A 16,998-nucleotide genomic window follows, 5' to 3' on the forward strand; every position below is an offset into this window, starting at 1 on the left:
AACCGTTTTCCTTGGGGTTGGCTATGTAGTCGTCGAATTCGTTCGGAATATGGCGCCATAACGTGTGGACGATACCCAGGGCGGCGTAACAGTCGCGCACTTCCGGGACCAGAATTCTCACAGCACGGACATCGTAGACCTGGGAGAAATCGATGCCCTTGCGCCGCATTTTCCGCCAGATACTGTAGATGTGCTTGGCGCGGCCGGATAGCTCACCTTCAATGCCGTAGGCTTTCAATTCGGTCTGCAGGGTTTCAATGACCCGCTTGATGTAGCTGTCGCGGTCCAGGCGTTTTTCGTCCAGCAGCTTGGCAATCTTTTTATAGGCGGACTCATGCAGGTAGCGGAAGGAAAGATCCTCCAGCTCCCACTTGATATGACCAATGCCAAGCCGATGGGCCAGAGGCGCATAAATGTCGAACACTTCCCGGGCCACACGCATGCGCTTTTCTTCCGGAGCGTCCTTGACCGCCCGAATGGCGCAGGTCCGCTCGGCCAGCTTGATCAGGGCAACCCGGACGTCGTCAATCATGGTGACGAGCATCTTGCGGACGTTGTCCAGCTGGCCTTCGCTCTGCCCGAGGACGTTCCCTTTCAGCGGGTGGTGGATGGACGAAATCGCCGCCATCTGCTGCACCCCGTTGATCAGGCCCGCCACCTCGTCGCCAAACTCCTTGCGGATCGTCTCCAGCGGAACGCGCTCTTCACGTACTGCCCGGTAAAGAATCGCTGCCACCAGGCTGGCCTGATCCAGGTGCAGCTCCGCCAGCACCTGGGCCATTTCAATGCCGATCCGGAAGCTGCTGGAACCGGGGGCCCACTGCCGATCCTGCCGGAACGCCTGGAGATCGATCTCCGCCGCCTTTTCGCAGGCCTGCCGGAACTGGTCCGGGTCTTCCAGGTGGGTCTGCGAGGCTATCTGCTGTACCCAGCCCTCGATATCCACCTGGCCATCGCCGGTCATTGCGTAGTCTTCGCGAACTTTTACCATATCAGTCTTGTTATTCCTGATGGTTTCCGCAGCCATCCCTGACTGCCCACAACATCGTCAGCCGGAATCCCGCTCGAACAGGGCGATGGATTCCACATGAGTGGTGTGGGGAAACATATCCATCACACCCGCGCGCACCAGGCGATAGCCGTTGCGCACCATAACGCCTGCATCACGTGCCAAGGTGGCCGGGTTACAGGAGACATAAACGATCTTCCGCGCACCGAAGGCGGTGAGGTACTTGCAGATTTCCTCGGCACCGGAGCGAGGCGGATCGATCAGGATCTTGTCGAACCCTTCCTTCGCCCAACTCTGGCCGGTGAAATCCCCGTGCAGATCGGCACCGTGAAAATCGACATTATCCAGGCCATTCAGTTCCGCATTTTCCCGACCGCGGACGACCATGGTCTCATCACCTTCCACGCCAACAACCTGTCCTCCCCTCCGGGCCAGGGGCAGCGTAAAGTTGCCCAGACCGCAGAATAGATCCAGCACGCGCTCACCCGGCTGGATATCCAGCCATTCCACGGCCCTGTGTACCATCGCCCGGTTAATGCCTGCATTGACCTGGGTAAAGTCCATGGGATGAAATTTCATGGTCAGGTCGAATTCTTCCAGCCTGTAGCTCAGCCGCTCATCATCCCAACCAGAGGATTCCGGCCATATCCGATGCACCGTATCGGGGCCTTTTGGCTGCAGGTAGATATGCAAATCGTGGGCCTGGCCAAAGGCAATAAGCTTTTCCCGGTCACCGTCCGACAGGTCATCCATGTTCCGGAACACCATCACGGCTACATCGTCGCCACAGGCAACTTCTACCTGGGCAATCCGGCTATACGCGTCCAGATCATGCAGCATGTTGCGCAGGGGCAATATGCGCTCACCAATGCGAGGATCCAGTACCACGCAACGATCAATGTCGGTCAGGAAACTGTTGCGCTTTTCCCGGAAGCCGACCAGAACCGACTCCCGGGCCTTAACGTAACGAACGCCCAAACGAGCCTTGCGACGATAACCAAGGCTCTCCTCGGAGCGCAGTGGCTCAATCCACTCCTCAGGCTCAATGCCCCCAAAATGGGCAAAATGCTCCCGCAGGGTGTTCTCCTTGAACGCGATCTGGGCATCCCCGCTCATATGCTGGAGGCTACAGCCACCGCACAGGTCGGCAAATTCGCAGGGTGGCGTCTGCCGTTCCGGCACGGCTTCCAGAACCTCTTCGGCGCGCAATTCGTCGAACTTGCTTCGGCTGGACACCACTTTCGCCATGACCGTTTCGCCCGGCAAGGCACCATCTACAAACTGGGTCTTGCCATCCTGACGGGCGATGCCCCGGCCGTCGTGGCTCAAGGTCTCAATCTCACAGCGCACGGGCTCTTTTGGAAGAACCTTCCTGCGTCGTCTGCTCATACCAGGGTCTCTCGATAGAATCGTGTTCAGGCGCCGGGGAATACACCGGTGGAAAGATAGCGGTCGCCGCGGTCACAGATAATGGCCACGATGATGGCGTTTTCAACCTGCTCCGAGAGTTTGAGCGCCGCCGCAATCGAACCGCCGGAGGAAACGCCACAGAAAATGCCTTCCTCGGAAGCCAGGGCCCTCATGGTGTTCTCGGCCTCTTCCTGACCGATATCCAATACCTCGTCTACCCGGGCGGCATCGTAAATTTTCGGCAGGTAGGCTTCGGGCCAGCGCCGGATCCCGGGTATAGCCGCACCCTCTTTGGGCTGGAGCCCGATAATACGAATATCCGGATTGCGCTCCTTGAGGTAACGGGACACGCCCATGATAGTGCCAGTCGTACCCATGGAGCTGACAAAGTGGGTAACGCGTCCCCCGGTCTGTTCCCAGATCTCGGGACCGGTCGTGCGATAGTGCGCCAATGGGTTGTCCTGGTTGCTGAACTGGTCCAACACCCTGCCCTTGCCCTCCGCTTGCATCTTGAGCGCCAGGTCCCGGGCGGTTTCCATGCCCTCTTCCTTGGTGACCGTGACAATCTCCGCACCGTAGGCGCGCATGGATGCCCGACGCTCCTCACTCATGTTCGCGGGCATGATCAGCACCATGCGGTAACCCTTGATCGCAGCCGCCATGGCCAGGGCAATACCGGTGTTGCCGCTGGTCGCCTCAATCAGGGTGTCGCCCGGTTTGATATCGCCCCGACGCTCCGCCTCCTGGATCATGCTGATGGCCGGGCGGTCCTTCACCGAGCCTGCGGGATTATTCCCCTCCAGCTTGGCCAGAATCACGTTACTCGTCTCACCGGGGAGTCGCTGCAGGCGAACCAGAGGGGTGTGCCCGACATAATCTTCAATGGTGGGAAAATGCATATGATAACCCTGTGGTACACTTTTGGCTTCGCATGATACGCGTTATCGCCCCGGTCTCCCAATACAGCTTCTCGCTATATCCATGACCGGCGGCTATATCCGACACGGGATTTTCCGGCACGGCCGGGACTGATACCACAGTTATCCCGTTCCGGATCAGCTATTCTTAACACGGACGTTTTCCGCCCTGCGGTGCGGACAAAAGCAATAATTCAGGAACACGGTATGCGACGTTGGGGCATTCGCAAGAAAGTTTTGGTGGTCACGCTGGTTCCCACCCTGCTGACGACCCTGATGCTGGGGCTGTTCTTCACCTACAGCTGGGTTAACAATATAGAAAGCCTGCTGAAGGATCGGGGCGAATCACTTTCCCGCCAGCTCGCTGCCGGTTCCGAGTATGGCCTGTTTACCGCCAACCGCAGCCTGCTCAGCAGCCTCTCCAATGCCCTGCTGGAAGAGCAGGACGTGCGCTCGATTACCTTCTTTGGCAGCGACGGCTCACGCCTTCTCCATACCGGGCCGGGAAGCTCCGAAACCGTGCAGTCCGGAGAGCTCACAGCCGAACACGCAACCCGGATTTCCAGGGAGAACAGTACCCGCTTCATCACCCCCGTTTTTCTCCAGGACCTGATGATCGAGAGCATGCTCGACCCGGATGCCCGCCAGTCCATGTCGAACCTGCGGGAGCCTCTGGGCTGGGTAGTTGTGGAAATGTCCCACATCCGCACCGAAAAGGAGACCTACAAAGCCCTGCTGATCTCCCTGCTGCTGATTCTCGGCGGCGTCATTCTCAGCATGGCCATTGCACTGCGCCTGAGCCGCGCGTTCACCAGCCCGGTATTCGAACTCAACGAGGCGGTTGCCAGGCTCAAGGAAGGCAAGCTGGATACCCGGGTCTACACCGGCGCCGGGCCGGAATTCGAACAGCTGGAATCCGGGCTCAACGCCATGGCCGAGGAACTGAGCAAAGCCCAGGCAGAAATGCAGCAGAACATCGACCAGGCCACTGAAGATCTCCGGGAAACCCTGGAGACCATCGAAATCCAGAACATTGAGCTGGATTTCGCCCGGAAAGAGGCGCTGGAGGCCAGCAGGATAAAGTCCGAGTTCCTGGCCAACATGTCCCACGAAATCCGCACCCCGCTGAACGGCATCATCGGCTTCACCGAACTGCTCCTGAAAAGCCCCCTGCCAAGGCAACAGCGGGATCACCTGAGCACCATCAGGAAATCATCGGAGATCCTGCTCACCATCATCAACGACATCCTGGACTTCTCGAAGATTGAGGCCGGAAAGCTGATCCTCGACCGTGTGCCCTTCCAGTTGCGGGATATTGTCGAGGAAGTCATGGTTATGCTGGCGCCGGCTGCCCATGCCAAAAACCTGGACCTGGTGCCTCTGGTCTACAACGATGTGCCGGATAACATTATGGGTGACCCCTTGCGGGTGAAACAGGTGATCACCAACCTGGTCAACAACGCCATCAAGTTCACCCAGACCGGCGAAGTGGTGCTACGGGCGAGCCTGGAAGAGGAAGAGACCGATAACAACCGGGTAACTCTGCGCCTTAGCATTACGGATTCCGGGGTGGGCCTCTCCCGGGCCCAGCAGCAATCCCTGTTCAATGCCTTCAGCCAGGCTGACGCATCCACGGCCCGGCAATACGGTGGCACAGGACTCGGACTGGCCATCTCGAAGCGGCTGGTCGAGGAGATGGGCGGCAAGATCGGGCTCGAAAGCGAACTGGGCAAGGGCTCGACCTTCTGGTTTACCCTCACTTCGGAACTTGCCACCACCGGTGAGGCCATCGCCCCCCGGGATGCCCTGCGGGGCGAACGGGTCATCTACCTGGAACAGCAGAAAACCACCGGCCTGGCCGTAGAACACCTGTTGCGGGACTGGGGCATGGTGGTGGACCGGGTGGCCTCACCCGGTGCACTGCAGGAACAGATCGAGGAAGCCCAGAAAAGCCAGGCCGGGTATGCCGTGGCTATTGTCGGCATTACCCGGCACCTGCTCAATTCAAGCCAGTACTGCAGCCTTGTCCGTACCCTGGAGATCGAACGGGATTGCAGGACACTCTTGCTGACCCCCACCCTCGAAACCCACGACACACCACTTTCGGGGCTCGCCAGCGGCCATCTCACCAAACCGGTGTGTCGCGATTCCCTGTACGATGAGCTTCTGCTGCTGGTGCACGGTATCAATTCCAGCGGGCGTGCCCCCGAATACGAAATTTCAGCCAACCGCGTGACCACCACCAATGTCCCCCGGGTACTGGCAGTGGATGACAATGACGCCAACCTGAAGCTTGTTATGACACTGCTGGAAGACTGCCAACTGGAAGCTGAAGGCGCTTCCAGCGGCTTTGAAGCCCTGAGCAAGGCCAGACAGAAACCCTTCGATCTGGTGTTCATGGATCTGCAGATGCCCGGCATGGACGGCGTGGAAACGACTGCCAGGCTGAGAGAAATGGATACCGGTAACCACCGGACTCCGATCATTGCCCTCACCGCCCATGCTCTGGCGGACGAGCAGGAACGGCTGACCAAACAAGGCTTCGATGGCTACATGCCCAAACCCATCAGCAGTGGTCAGCTGACCGAAATCATCCATGAGTACACGGGTTATGTCTGCCCGAAGAACGGTGGCAGCGGCCGCCTTCCCGTGCCGGAAGTCCGCGACACACGCCGGGCCCTGCGGCCGTCAACGCGAAAAATGCAGCAGGACTGTGTCAGCGTGGACGAGAGCATTCAACTGGCCGCAGGCAAGGCGGATCTTGCGGAAGAACTGTTCAGCATGCTGCTGGAACAGGTCCACGTGGATCGGCAGCGCGTTCCGGACCTGTGGAGCAACGACAGTATGGATGAGCTTCTGGAGTGTGTTCACAAACTCCACGGCGCTACCCGCTACTGCGGCGTACCGGAACTGCGGGCCGCAGCCAACCATCTGGAAACAGCGATCAAGTGCGCTGCCCCGGACCTGGAGCACCAGAAAGACCAGCTACTCTCGGCAATGGAGCGCCTACAGATCTGGAGCGACCAGACCGATTGGCAACAGCTGTTCCGGGAACGCCACGAGGCCGCCGAAACGACCTGAGGCGGCGTCGAGTCAGGCCCGACCCCGGGCCTGATCAACTATGATTTTCATATCCCGGACCGCTTCTTTCAGACCGGTAAAAACGGCGCGGGCGATAATGGCATGGCCGATATTCAGTTCGTTGATGCCATGAATCGCCGCTACCCGCTCGGTGTTGTGATAGTGCAGGCCGTGGCCGGCATTGACGATAAGCCCTTTCTTGCGGGCATAGGCCACCGCGTCGGCAATGGTCTTGAATGCGGCATTCTCAGCCTCTGGCGTTTCGGCTTCCGCATACTCTCCAGTGTGCAGCTCCACTACCGGCGCACCGCAACGAACTGCGGCATCAATCTGGGCCGGGTCCGGATCAATAAACAATGAAACTTCCGCACCAATCCGGGCGAGACGCTCACAGGCTTTGGCCACGCGGGATTCCTGCCCCTCCACATCCAGACCGCCCTCGGTGGTCAATTCCTCACGCTTCTCCGGCACAAGGCAGACGCATTCCGGCCGCACCTGCTCGGCAAATGCCAGCATGGCATCGGTAACCGCCATCTCCAGGTTCATCTTGGTCTGGAGCACTTCCTTGAGTAACAGCACATCCCGATCCTGGATATGACGCCGGTCTTCCCTGGGATGGATCGTAATGCCATCTGCCCCGGCTTCCTCGGCCATCAGTGCGGCCTGAACCGGATCCGGATATCGGGTCCCCCTCGCCTGACGGAGGGTGGCCACGTGATCAATGTTGACGCCAAGCAGTACTCTAGGATTCATGGGATTCTCCCCGGAGGTGAGTGAAAAGGCTGCGACTGTTCAGGGGACGCCCCTGCAGAAGATAATCGATCAGTACCCGCATGACCCGCTTCGCCAGCCGCCGACAGCGGTCCGATTGAAAGTTATCCCGGGCCAGATCCAATAAGACGTCACCCGGCAGACTCCGAAGGCGCACGCCGGGCGACAGCCCGGACACAATGCCCTGCTCCGGATCATAACAATACTCCCGGTTGGGCTCGACGGATTGTCCGGTATCAGTGGCAAGATCCCAGGCGAAGTCGTAGCCCAGGGCGGAGGCAAAGGCGAGCTCGAAACGCCGCAGCACAGGCTCCACATCCGTTGTGTCGGACAACTGCCGAATCGCATCGATATAGGCCGCAAAGAGCGTCGGATGGGGGTCAGCAGCGGGCAGAACCCGCTGTAGCAGTTCGTTCAGATAAAGGCCACTGTAAAGGGCCACTGTTCGGGTAAGCCCGGGACCCGTTCGCACATCGACCTGGGTAAGGGTTTTCAGGTCGCCCCGACCGGCCCAGTCCACCACCAGGGGCTGGAAGGGCTGTAGCTGGGCTTTCAGGGGGCTTTTGGCGCTGTTGGCACCCCGGGCGATGACGGTCATCCTGCCATGGTTCAGGGAAAACAGATCCACCATGAGACTGGTTTCCCGCCAAGGCCGGCGGTGAAGGACATAAGCGGGTTCCTGCAGCTCAGGCCCCTTCATAGACGCCTCAGAGGTCGTTCATGCCCAGGCTCTTCAGGGCCCGATCGCTGTCTGCCCAGCCGCGCTTCACCTTGACCCAGAGCCTCAACATGATCTTGCTGTCGAACAGTCGCTCCATATCCGTGCGCGCCTCCTGACCGATACGGCGCATCCGCTCGCCTTTCTCGCCGATGATGATCTTCTTCTGGCCTTCACGCTCGACCAGGATCAGGGCGGAAATGTGCAGGGTCTTGCCCTCGCGCTTGAACTCCTCGATCTCCACGGCAACCGAGTAAGGCAACTCGGCTCCCAACTGGCGGGTGATCTTTTCCCGGACAATCTCCGAGGCCAGGAAACGTTCACTGCGGTCGGTGATCTGATCATCCGGGTAGAAGTGGATACTCTCCGGCAGGTAACGCCCCACCGCCTCCTCCAGAGGCTCAAGATTGGTCTCTTTCAGGGCTGAAAGGGGAATAATTTCGGCAAACTCGCGCTTTTTCGAGAGCATATCCAGATGCGGCAGCAGGCTTTCCCGCTTTTCGATCTTGTCGACCTTGTTCACCGCCAGGATCACAGGGCATTTCAGGCGACTGAGTTTCTCCAGCACCATCTCATCCGCGGTAGTCCAGGCCAGCTGGTCCACCACAAACACCACCACATCGACATCAATGAGCGCCGACGTGGCCGCCTTGTTCATGTAGCGGTTAATGGCACGGGGCTCCTCCTCGTGCATGCCTGGTGTGTCCACATAGATCGCCTGCACCGGCCCCACGGTCTTGATACCCAACACCTGATGACGGGTGGTCTGCGGCTTGCGGGAAGTGATGCTCAGCTTCTGCCCGAGGATATGGTTCAGCAACGTGGACTTGCCCACATTCGGGCGACCGACGATGGCCACAAATCCGCAGCGACTGTCCGGGTTTTCCGGACGAGTGATATCTTTCATTACTGGTTCTCCACGCCCAGTTCTTTCAGGGCGTTACGGGCTGCCTGCTGCTCGGCCACCCGGCGGCTACTGCCAGTCCCGGTGGTCTTTCGGTCCAGCGACGGCAGCGCACAGGATACATGGAATGTCTGGTTGTGGGCCTCGCCGTCCACGGAAATGACGTCATAGCGTGGAAGCGGAAACTGGCGGGACTGAAGGTATTCCTGCAAACGGGTCTTGGGATCTTTCTGGGTATCCTGGAGATCAAGCTTCTCCAACCGATGCTCGAACCAGCGCAACACCTGCTCCCTGCAGGTATGAAAGTCACTGTCGAGATAGATCGCACCGATGATGGACTCCACCGCATCGGCCAGGATGGATTCCCGACGGAACCCGCCGCTTTTCAGTTCGCCAGAGCCCAGGCGAAGGTAACTTCCAAGCTGGAACTCGCGACCGATCTCGGCGAGCGTCACGCCCTTTACCATGCGGGCCCGCAGACGGCTCAGCTGGCCTTCACGGGCTTTTTCGAAGTGCAGAAACAAATACTCGGCAATAACCATGTTCACGATGGAGTCGCCGAGAAATTCCAGGCGTTCGTTATTCTGGTTTCCGTAGCTCCGGTGAGTGAGTGCCAGCAAAAGTCGCTCCGGCGATTTGAACTGATAGCCGATGCGCCGCTGTAACTGATCCAGGTCCGGTTGTGAACTCACTTGCCCTTCATCTCATAGGTGTGTTTGAAGTGAACTACCGTATCCACATTGCTGAACAGGTTGTTGCGCACTTCGTAATCAACGTTGATGACGACCAGATCGCCGTCTTTATCGACCGAAATATTCTTGGCATCGAAACCCCGGACATTGTTCACACTGAGCCGCTTGTTAATCAGTGTGCGGACCTGGGCAGGCCCCATCTGGGAGAGACCCTCTGTGCCATCAAGACTTTCCAGCGCCTCCTGAATGGTGATGTCATCCAGGTAGGCCGGGCCCAGCTTGATCACCAGCGTCAGCAGACCACCAAAAAACAGCACCATAACCATCATGGTCAATGCCGAGGCACCCCGCTGACGGCCCATGCCGGAAAGATTGTTTTTCTTCATTATGACTGCGCTCCAGATAGTCCGAATTACTCGATTCCGCCCACACGATCAAAGGATGGCAGACTGGTAAGGGATTTCCAGTGCATCCAGATAGCAAAGGCCTTGCCCACCACCAGCTCGTCCGGGACCGTGCCCCAGTAGCGGCTGTCATTACTGTTGTCGCGATTGTCACCCATGACAAAATAATGGCCCTCCGGCACCAGCCACTCACCCTCGCCACTGCCACCGGACCGACCCATGGTCAGGAAAATGTCGTGCTCGACTTCACCCAGATCTTCACGGCGCAACTCCATGGGCGGCAGTCTCGCGATAAATCGCGTTTCGACCTTCTCACCATTGATGAACAGCTGCTTGTCACGGTAACGGATGTGATCGCCCGGCAGACCGATCACCCGCTTGATGTAGTTGGTCTGGCCATCTTCCGGGTAGCGGAACACCATCACATCTCCCCGCTGGGGATCGCCAACCGGGATCACCTTGGTGCCGGCCACAGGCAATCTCAATCCGTAGGCGTATTTGTTCACCAGAATGAAGTCGCCCACCTCGAGGGTGGGTAGCATGGACCCGGAGGGAATCTGGAACGGCTCCACCAGGAAGGAGCGCAGAACCAGCACAATCGCCAACACCGGGAAAAACGAGCGGCTCAGGTCGACCAGGTAGGGTTCTTTCGGTTCCTCGGACTCCGCGGATGAGCCAGCACCCGTTTCTCCGGCAGCACCACTGGCACGGTAGGCAGCAAGACGACGCTCACGAAGAAACAGCTTGTCCGCCAGCCAGATCAGACCCGTCGCAAAGGTCAGTACTACCAGTACCAGGGGAAAATCGATATCCATCCAGGAGGCCTTTTATTTATCCACTTTCAATACGGCAAGAAACGCTTCCTGAGGCACCTCGACATTACCCAGCTGCTTCATACGCTTTTTACCTTCTTTCTGCTTCTGCAGCAGTTTCTTCTTCCGGCTGACATCACCACCGTAACACTTGGCGGTTACGTTCTTGCGTAACGCCTTGACGGTAACCCGCGACACCACCTGGTTGCCGATGGCGGCCTGAATGGCGATATCGAACATCTGCCGCGGAATCAGTTCTTTCATCTTCTCGATCAACTGGCGACCTTTGTGATGGGCCTGCTCCTTGTGCACGATCAGGGCCAGGGCATCAACGCGCTCACCGTTGATCAGCACATCCAGCCGCACCAGATTGGCGGTCTGGAAGCGGGTAAAATGATAATCCAGAGAGGCGAAGCCGCGGCTGGCCGACTTGATCCGGTCGAAGAAGTCCATCACCACTTCGGCCATGGGCAGCTCATAGGTGAGCTGTACCTGGGTCGTCATGAAGTGCATGTTCTTCTGCACGCCACGCTTTTCCTCGCACAACGCAATCACGTTACCGATATGCTCCTGGGGCACCAGGATATTCGCTTCCACAATCGGCTCACGCATTTCCTCAATGGAACCAATATCCGGAAGCCGGGACGGGTTGTCTACCGACAGGGTCTCACCCTGCTTGGTAACCACCTCATAGATCACCGTGGGCGCCGTGGTGATCAGGTCGATGTCGTATTCCCGTTCCAGCCGCTCCTGGATAATCTCCATGTGCAGCATGCCGAGGAAGCCACAGCGGAAACCGAAGCCAAGGGCATCGGAGTTCTCCGGCTCGAAAAACAGCGAGGCATCGTTCAGGGTGAGCTTTTCCAGAGCATCCCGGAAATCGTTGTAGTCATCGGCACTGACCGGGAACAGCCCCGCATAAACCTGGGGCTTGACCTTCTTGAACCCGGGAAGCATGGGCGTCTGCTCGGCGAATTTCTGATGCACGATGGTGTCGCCAACGGGTGCGCCATGAATATCCTTGATTCCCGCCACCACGAAACCGACATCGCCGGCTTCGAGCATGTCGGTGTCTTTCGGCTTGGGATTGAATATACCGACCTTGTCGGCGTTCCAGGCTTTACCGGTGGACTTTATGACAATCTTGTCGCCCTTTTTCAGGGTACCTTCGGTCACCCGCACCAGAGACACAACGCCCAGATAGTTGTCGAACCAGGAATCGATAATCAGCGCCTGCAGGGGCGCACTGCGGTCACCCTTGGGTGGCGGGATCTTCCTGATCAGATCTTCCAGCACGTCCTCAACACCCATGCCGCTCTTGGCGCTGCAGCGCACCGCATCCGAGGCTTCAATACCGATGATATCCTCGATTTCCGCCGCTACCCGCTCCGGCTCGGCCTGGGGCAGATCCATCTTGTTCAGAACCGGCACCACTTCCAGCCCCTGTTCGATGGCGGTGTAGCAGTTGGCCACGGACTGAGCCTCAACGCCCTGCCCGGCATCCACCACCAGCAAGGCGCCTTCGCAGGCATAGAGCGACCGGGAAACCTCGTAGGAAAAATCCACATGACCCGGGGTGTCGATGAAGTTCAGCTTGTACTCCTGACCGTCACGGGCTTTGTAATTCAGCGTGACACTCTGGGCCTTGATGGTAATCCCTCGCTCACGTTCGAGATCCATGGAGTCCAGGACCTGCTCGGCCATTTCACGGTCGGTCAGGCCACCGCAGACCTGTATGAAACGGTCTGCCAGCGTGGATTTGCCATGGTCAATGTGGGCGATGATGGAAAAGTTACGGATTCGGCTCAGTTCAGTCACAGACGATGAATACTCAGTTAAGACGAAGGATTGAGCCCGGAGGGGCCGCTACCGGGATCCGGGAACGGCGTGATTTTACCGGTTACCGGCCGCCATTGCCATGATCAGGAAATCAGCGGCCTTTCGTATTGCCGGATCAGGAAACCAATTAGGGCATCCTCGTCCAGCGGATAGCTGAACAGGTTGCCCTGGCACTGGGCACAGCCATGGGTTTTGAGGAAGCTCAGCTGCTGCGGGGTTTCCACACCCTCTGCAACCACTGTGAGGTGCAGCTTGCGGGCCAGGGCAATGACTGCGGAGGCAACATCGGTGGCACTGACATTGTAAGGAATATCCCGAATGAACCGGTGATCGATCTTGATCACATCCAGAGGCAGCTGTTGCAGCGAGACCAGAGAACAGGAACCGGTCCCAAAATCATCGAGAATCAGACAGACCCCCAAATCATGGAGCGACACCAGCAACTCCCGGAGCATTCGAGGATCTTCGTTGAGCAATTCCGCCGGCATTTCCAGCTCCAGGCGCTCGGGCGAGACACCGGTTTCGGTGATGACCTGGCGAATCATATCCAGGAAGCCGGAATCGGTCAGCTGGCGAACCGACAGATTCACTGCCATTTTCAGGGATTCGAAACCGGCCCGTTCCAGGGCCTGAACCTGAATACAGGCCTGTCTCAGCGCCCATTCACCGAGGCGGACAATCAGGCCCGTCTCCTCGGCAAGACCGATGAACTGCTGGGCAGAGACAAGGCCTTTCTCGGGATGATGCCAGCGCAGGAACGCCTCGACCCCGATGACCCGCTCGCTGGCCAGATCAATCTTCGGCTGGTAATGCAGGACGAAGCGATCGCCATCGAGGGCCGTGGCCAACTCCTCCTGCTGCAGAAGCCGTCGCGCCGCCTTGATATTCATCGCCGGCGTAAAGAACTGGAAGGTATTGCGACCCAGCTCCTTGGCACGATACATGGCCAGATCGGCATACTTCATCAGGGTACCGGCATCCTCGCTGTCGTGGGGGATCATGGTAATGCCGATACTGACCGTGATACCGACTTCGTGATCATTCAGCCGGATTCGTTGGCACAGGCTGCGCAGGATTGTCTCTGCCACCTTGCTGGCGGCGTCCGAATCACTGATCCGTGACAACAGCACCACGAATTCATCGCCCCCGAGCCTGGCAACCGAATCCTCTTCCCGGACGCAACCCACCAGCCACTGGGCCACCTGGCGAAGGAGCTCATCCCCGGAATCATGACCCAGGGTATCGTTGATCCGCTTGAACCCGTCCAGGTCCAGGAACATGAGGGCGGCCGGCTCACCACTCCGGCGGCTGCGGCTGACCACATGATTGAGGCGATCCCGGAACAGTTGCCGGTTCGCCAGCCCTGTGAGCGGATCGTAGAATGCCAAGCGGTGCAGTTCGGACTGGGCCGCCTTGAGCTGAGTCAGATCCCGCAGACTGAGCACAACCCCATTAACACCGGGCACCGACAGCATTGCGGTAAAGGTGCCTTCCATATCCCGCCACTGCCCGCCGGCATCGCGGATACGGACCCGGATCACAGGCATCTGCTTACCCGGGGACTGAACGGAATCGTCAAAGCCTTTCTGCAACTGGGGCCAGTCGTCGCCGTGAACCAGTTCCTCAAAGTCGAGAGACTGAACCTGGTCCGGTTCAAAACCAAGAATATCGAGGCTGGACGGGCTGGCGTACAAGGCCTGCCCGGCACGGTCCATCACCAGAGTGACGTTGGCAGCGCCCTCGGTAATTGCCCGATAGCGCCCGGCACTGATCTGTGCCATCAGGCGTGACCGGATGAGAGCAAGCACGAACAGGAACAGCAGGACACTGATGACCAGTCCGCTACCCAGAACAATCGGGGGACGCGGATCGGATGCCAGAAAATCAAAGGCAGGCGTGGAACGGGTCTGTAACAGCCAATCGCGACCACCGTGACTGATGGTCTGGCTCATCTGGAAACTGAATTCGTTATCGAGGGACCCCAGATTTGAGCCGTACATCAGGTTCTGCCGATCAACCACTCCGGCATCGTAGATCCGGACATCAAGAAACGGCGAGATCAGGCCGACGATGCCGTCAATGAGGTTGTTCATCCGGAAGGCACTGAACACGTAGCCTGCCAGCATCATGCGGCGCTCGGCCCGTATCTCGGGCACGGTCCCGCCCTGGTACACCGGGTAGTACATCAGGAAACTTGCCTGGTCTTCACCAAGCTCTTCCTGAACCAGCACCACCTTGGCAGTCACCGTGGGGATGGCATCATCACGGGCCTGCTCCATGGCACGACGATGGATGGGGTCGCTGAACGCATCGTAGCCGAGGGCCCGACGATTGCGCTCAGTGCCCGGCTCCAGATAAACCATGGGGTAGTAATAGGGGCCACTGCCCAGCGGGTTCACCAGATAATTGTGCACACCTTCTGCCCGGACGGAGGCAATATGATCGGCCATCTGGCGGACACCGATACGGCGAACATAACCAATGCCCTGAATCCCGGGGTAGTAACGGTTGATATCCACCTTATCAACGTATTCGCGCCACTGGTCACGGGACACGTCTCCTGTCACCGCAAACAGACCGGCACTACCAGCCAGCACCTGCTCATAGTTCAGCAGACGTTCTTCAATGGCGGATTTGAGTTGCAGGGACTGGGTTCGAAAACGGGCTTCCGTACGGTCTTCAACCAGGCGGATGGACACCTGCCAAAGCAGCAAGGTGACAGCGATGGCAACGGCGAAAATCAGCCAGGCGACCCAGGCGTTGCGAAATTCCAGTAACTTGCGAAGAGAGAGTTCCTGTCTGTTCATCATCGGGCTGGTCCGTTCCATGGCCACTCATTTTTATTGGAACGCTGAGTATAACAAATGCCCCCGCAGGTGTCGTTTCCAACACCTGCAGGGGCATTCCTGTCCGATGATCCGGCTCAGCAGCCGGGTATCAGGGTTTCATCACCAGATACAACGCCCGTCCCTGGCGAACCACCCGGACCGATACCGCCTTGCCCTCAGGCAGTGACCGCACAGCTTCGCGGAATTCCTGTACAGAAGTCACTTTCTGGCGGTTGATTTCAGTGATCACGTCACCCGCACGAATGCCGGCATCAGCCGCGGCACCCCGCGCAACATTATTGACCACAACGCCGCCTTCAACGCCCATGGAGTCGGCCATATCCGCAGGCAGTGGCTCAACCATCATGCCCAGGGGCGCTGACGCGGGACCACCGCTGTCGCTGGAAGGCGCTGCAGCTTGCTGGCTTCCCTCCTCGGGCAGGCGGCCAATTTCAACCTGAAGCTCAATTTCCTCACCACCGCGAAGAACCCTCAGCTCGGCAGTTTCACCGACCGGAGTACGACCGACCATGGGCGGCAGGTCAGAGGAAAGCTGCACCTCGTCGCCGTCATAGCTGAGGACGATATCGCCTGCCTGCAGCCCGGCTGCCTGCGCCGGCGAATCGGCCATCACCTCGGCAATCAATGCACCGCGTGGACGCTTCAGACCAAAGGATTCGGCCAGATCACGATTGACTTCCTGAATCAGTACGCCGAGCCAGCCACGGGACACCGATCCCTTGTCCCGCAACTGACGGAAGACATTCATGGCGTCGTCGATGGGAATCGCAAACGAGACCCCCATGAAGCCACCAGAGCGGGTGTAGATCTGGGAGTTGATACCCACGACCTCACCATCCAGGTTAAACAGAGGGCCACCGGAGTTACCCGGGTTAATCGCCACATCGGTCTGAATAAAGGGGACGTAATTTTCTGATGGCAGCGAGCGACCCAAGGCGCTGACGATCCCGGCGGTTACCGTATAATCAAAGCCGAACGGCGAGCCAATGGCGAAGACCCATTCACCCACTTTCAGATCCCGGGACTGGCCTACCTTCACGACTGGCAGATCATCCCCATTTTCTATCTTCAGCACGGCCATGTCGGACCGTGGATCGGTTCCAACCAGGGTTGCAGGCAGTTCGCGGCGGTCGTTCAGGCGTACGATGATCTCATCAGCGCCTTCAACCACATGGTTGTTGGTCAGTACGTAGCCGTCCGACGATACGATAAACCCGGAGCCCATGGAGCGACGCGGCTGCGAGTTACCCGGTCCGCCACCAAACGGAGACTGGGGGCCGCGGAAGAAATCCTGGAAAAATTCGGGCAGTTGTTCGAGCTGCCGCTCATCAAACGGCATTCCGGGAGAGCGGGAATTTCCGCGCCGGGGTTCGGTTGTTGTGCTGATGTTCACCACAGCACCCGCATTCTCCTCCACCAGCTCGGTAAAATCCGGCAAACTGCGGGCCGCACTGACCTGACTCCAGACCATCAACAGCATGGCGGAGAATACGAGAAACAAAACGGCTGGCATCCTTGCGGCTTTCAAATTCCGTGGCGGTTGGGCAACGGCTGTTGCACTCGACATGTGGTACCCCCTGTTGTTCTCAACA

The 16,998-nt window shown here is 58.5% G+C and carries 13 protein-coding genes; 1 reads left to right on the forward strand and 12 read right to left on the reverse strand.

Annotation, left to right across the window (positions count from 1 at the left end; translation table 11 throughout):
• The 3 genes from QZ534_RS09515 to cysM all read right to left on the reverse strand — a co-directional run.
• Positions 1 to 991, reverse strand: a 991-nt coding sequence (locus QZ534_RS09515) for an HD domain-containing protein (protein WP_296934005.1), incomplete at its 3' end; no start/stop codon positions are given.
• A gap of 57 nt (positions 992 to 1,048) precedes the next feature.
• On the reverse strand, positions 1,049 to 2,398 hold the full coding sequence (gene rlmD, locus QZ534_RS09520) for a 23S rRNA (uracil(1939)-C(5))-methyltransferase RlmD (RefSeq protein WP_296934007.1): 1,350 nt from the start codon (positions 2,396 to 2,398) through the stop codon (positions 1,049 to 1,051).
• Positions 2,399 to 2,424: 26 nt separating this feature from the next.
• On the reverse strand, positions 2,425 to 3,318 hold the full coding sequence (cysM, locus tag QZ534_RS09525) for a cysteine synthase CysM (RefSeq protein WP_296934009.1): 894 nt from the start codon (positions 3,316 to 3,318) through the stop codon (positions 2,425 to 2,427).
• Positions 3,319 to 3,543: 225 nt separating this feature from the next.
• Here cysM and QZ534_RS09530 point away from each other — a divergent pair, with 225 nt between their 5' ends.
• Complete coding sequence (locus tag QZ534_RS09530; protein ID WP_296934011.1) at positions 3,544 to 6,417, forward strand: ATP-binding protein; 2,874 nt, start codon at positions 3,544 to 3,546, stop codon at positions 6,415 to 6,417.
• Positions 6,418 to 6,429: 12 nt separating this feature from the next.
• Here the strand turns inward: QZ534_RS09530 and pdxJ are convergent, their stop codons facing one another.
• The 9 genes from pdxJ to QZ534_RS09575 all read right to left on the reverse strand — a co-directional run bounded on the left by pdxJ (position 6,430) and on the right by QZ534_RS09575 (position 16,919).
• Positions 6,430 to 7,170: a pyridoxine 5'-phosphate synthase gene (gene pdxJ / locus QZ534_RS09535; RefSeq protein WP_296934013.1), complete on the reverse strand. Its 741-nt coding sequence runs from the start codon at positions 7,168 to 7,170 to the stop codon at positions 6,430 to 6,432.
• Positions 7,160 to 7,888: a DNA repair protein RecO gene (gene recO / locus QZ534_RS09540; RefSeq protein ID WP_296934015.1), complete on the reverse strand. Its 729-nt coding sequence runs from the start codon at positions 7,886 to 7,888 to the stop codon at positions 7,160 to 7,162. Before recO ends, pdxJ begins: the two co-directional genes overlap by 11 nt.
• 7 nt (positions 7,889 to 7,895) lie before the next feature.
• On the reverse strand, positions 7,896 to 8,813 hold the full coding sequence (era, locus tag QZ534_RS09545) for a GTPase Era (RefSeq protein WP_296934017.1): 918 nt from the start codon (positions 8,811 to 8,813) through the stop codon (positions 7,896 to 7,898).
• Entirely contained in the window at positions 8,813 to 9,502 is a 690-nt protein-coding gene (gene rnc / locus QZ534_RS09550) for a ribonuclease III (protein ID WP_148608060.1), read from the reverse strand. Before rnc ends, era begins: the two co-directional genes overlap by 1 nt.
• Positions 9,499 to 9,888 carry a DUF4845 domain-containing protein gene (locus QZ534_RS09555; RefSeq protein ID WP_296934021.1) on the reverse strand — a complete coding sequence of 130 codons (390 nt, stop codon included), beginning with the start codon at positions 9,886 to 9,888 and terminating at the stop codon, positions 9,499 to 9,501. Before QZ534_RS09555 ends, rnc begins: the two co-directional genes overlap by 4 nt.
• A gap of 26 nt (positions 9,889 to 9,914) precedes the next feature.
• Complete coding sequence (lepB, locus tag QZ534_RS09560; RefSeq protein ID WP_296934022.1) at positions 9,915 to 10,721, reverse strand: signal peptidase I; 807 nt, start codon at positions 10,719 to 10,721, stop codon at positions 9,915 to 9,917.
• Between the two features lie 12 nt (positions 10,722 to 10,733).
• Positions 10,734 to 12,536, reverse strand: coding sequence for a translation elongation factor 4 (gene lepA / locus QZ534_RS09565; protein ID WP_296934024.1), 1,803 nt, complete (start codon positions 12,534 to 12,536; stop codon positions 10,734 to 10,736).
• 104 nt (positions 12,537 to 12,640) lie between these two features.
• Positions 12,641 to 15,367, reverse strand: a complete 2,727-nt coding sequence (locus QZ534_RS09570; protein ID WP_296934026.1) for an EAL domain-containing protein — start codon at positions 15,365 to 15,367, stop codon at positions 12,641 to 12,643.
• 127 nt (positions 15,368 to 15,494) lie between these two features.
• Positions 15,495 to 16,919 (reverse strand): DegQ family serine endoprotease, encoded by a 1,425-nt coding sequence (locus QZ534_RS09575; RefSeq protein WP_296934123.1) that lies wholly within the window; start codon positions 16,917 to 16,919, stop codon positions 15,495 to 15,497.
• Positions 16,920 to 16,998 lie beyond the last annotated feature (79 nt).

It is taken from the genome of uncultured Marinobacter sp., assembly GCF_913055835.1.
GTDB lineage: Bacteria > Pseudomonadota > Gammaproteobacteria > Pseudomonadales > Oleiphilaceae > Marinobacter.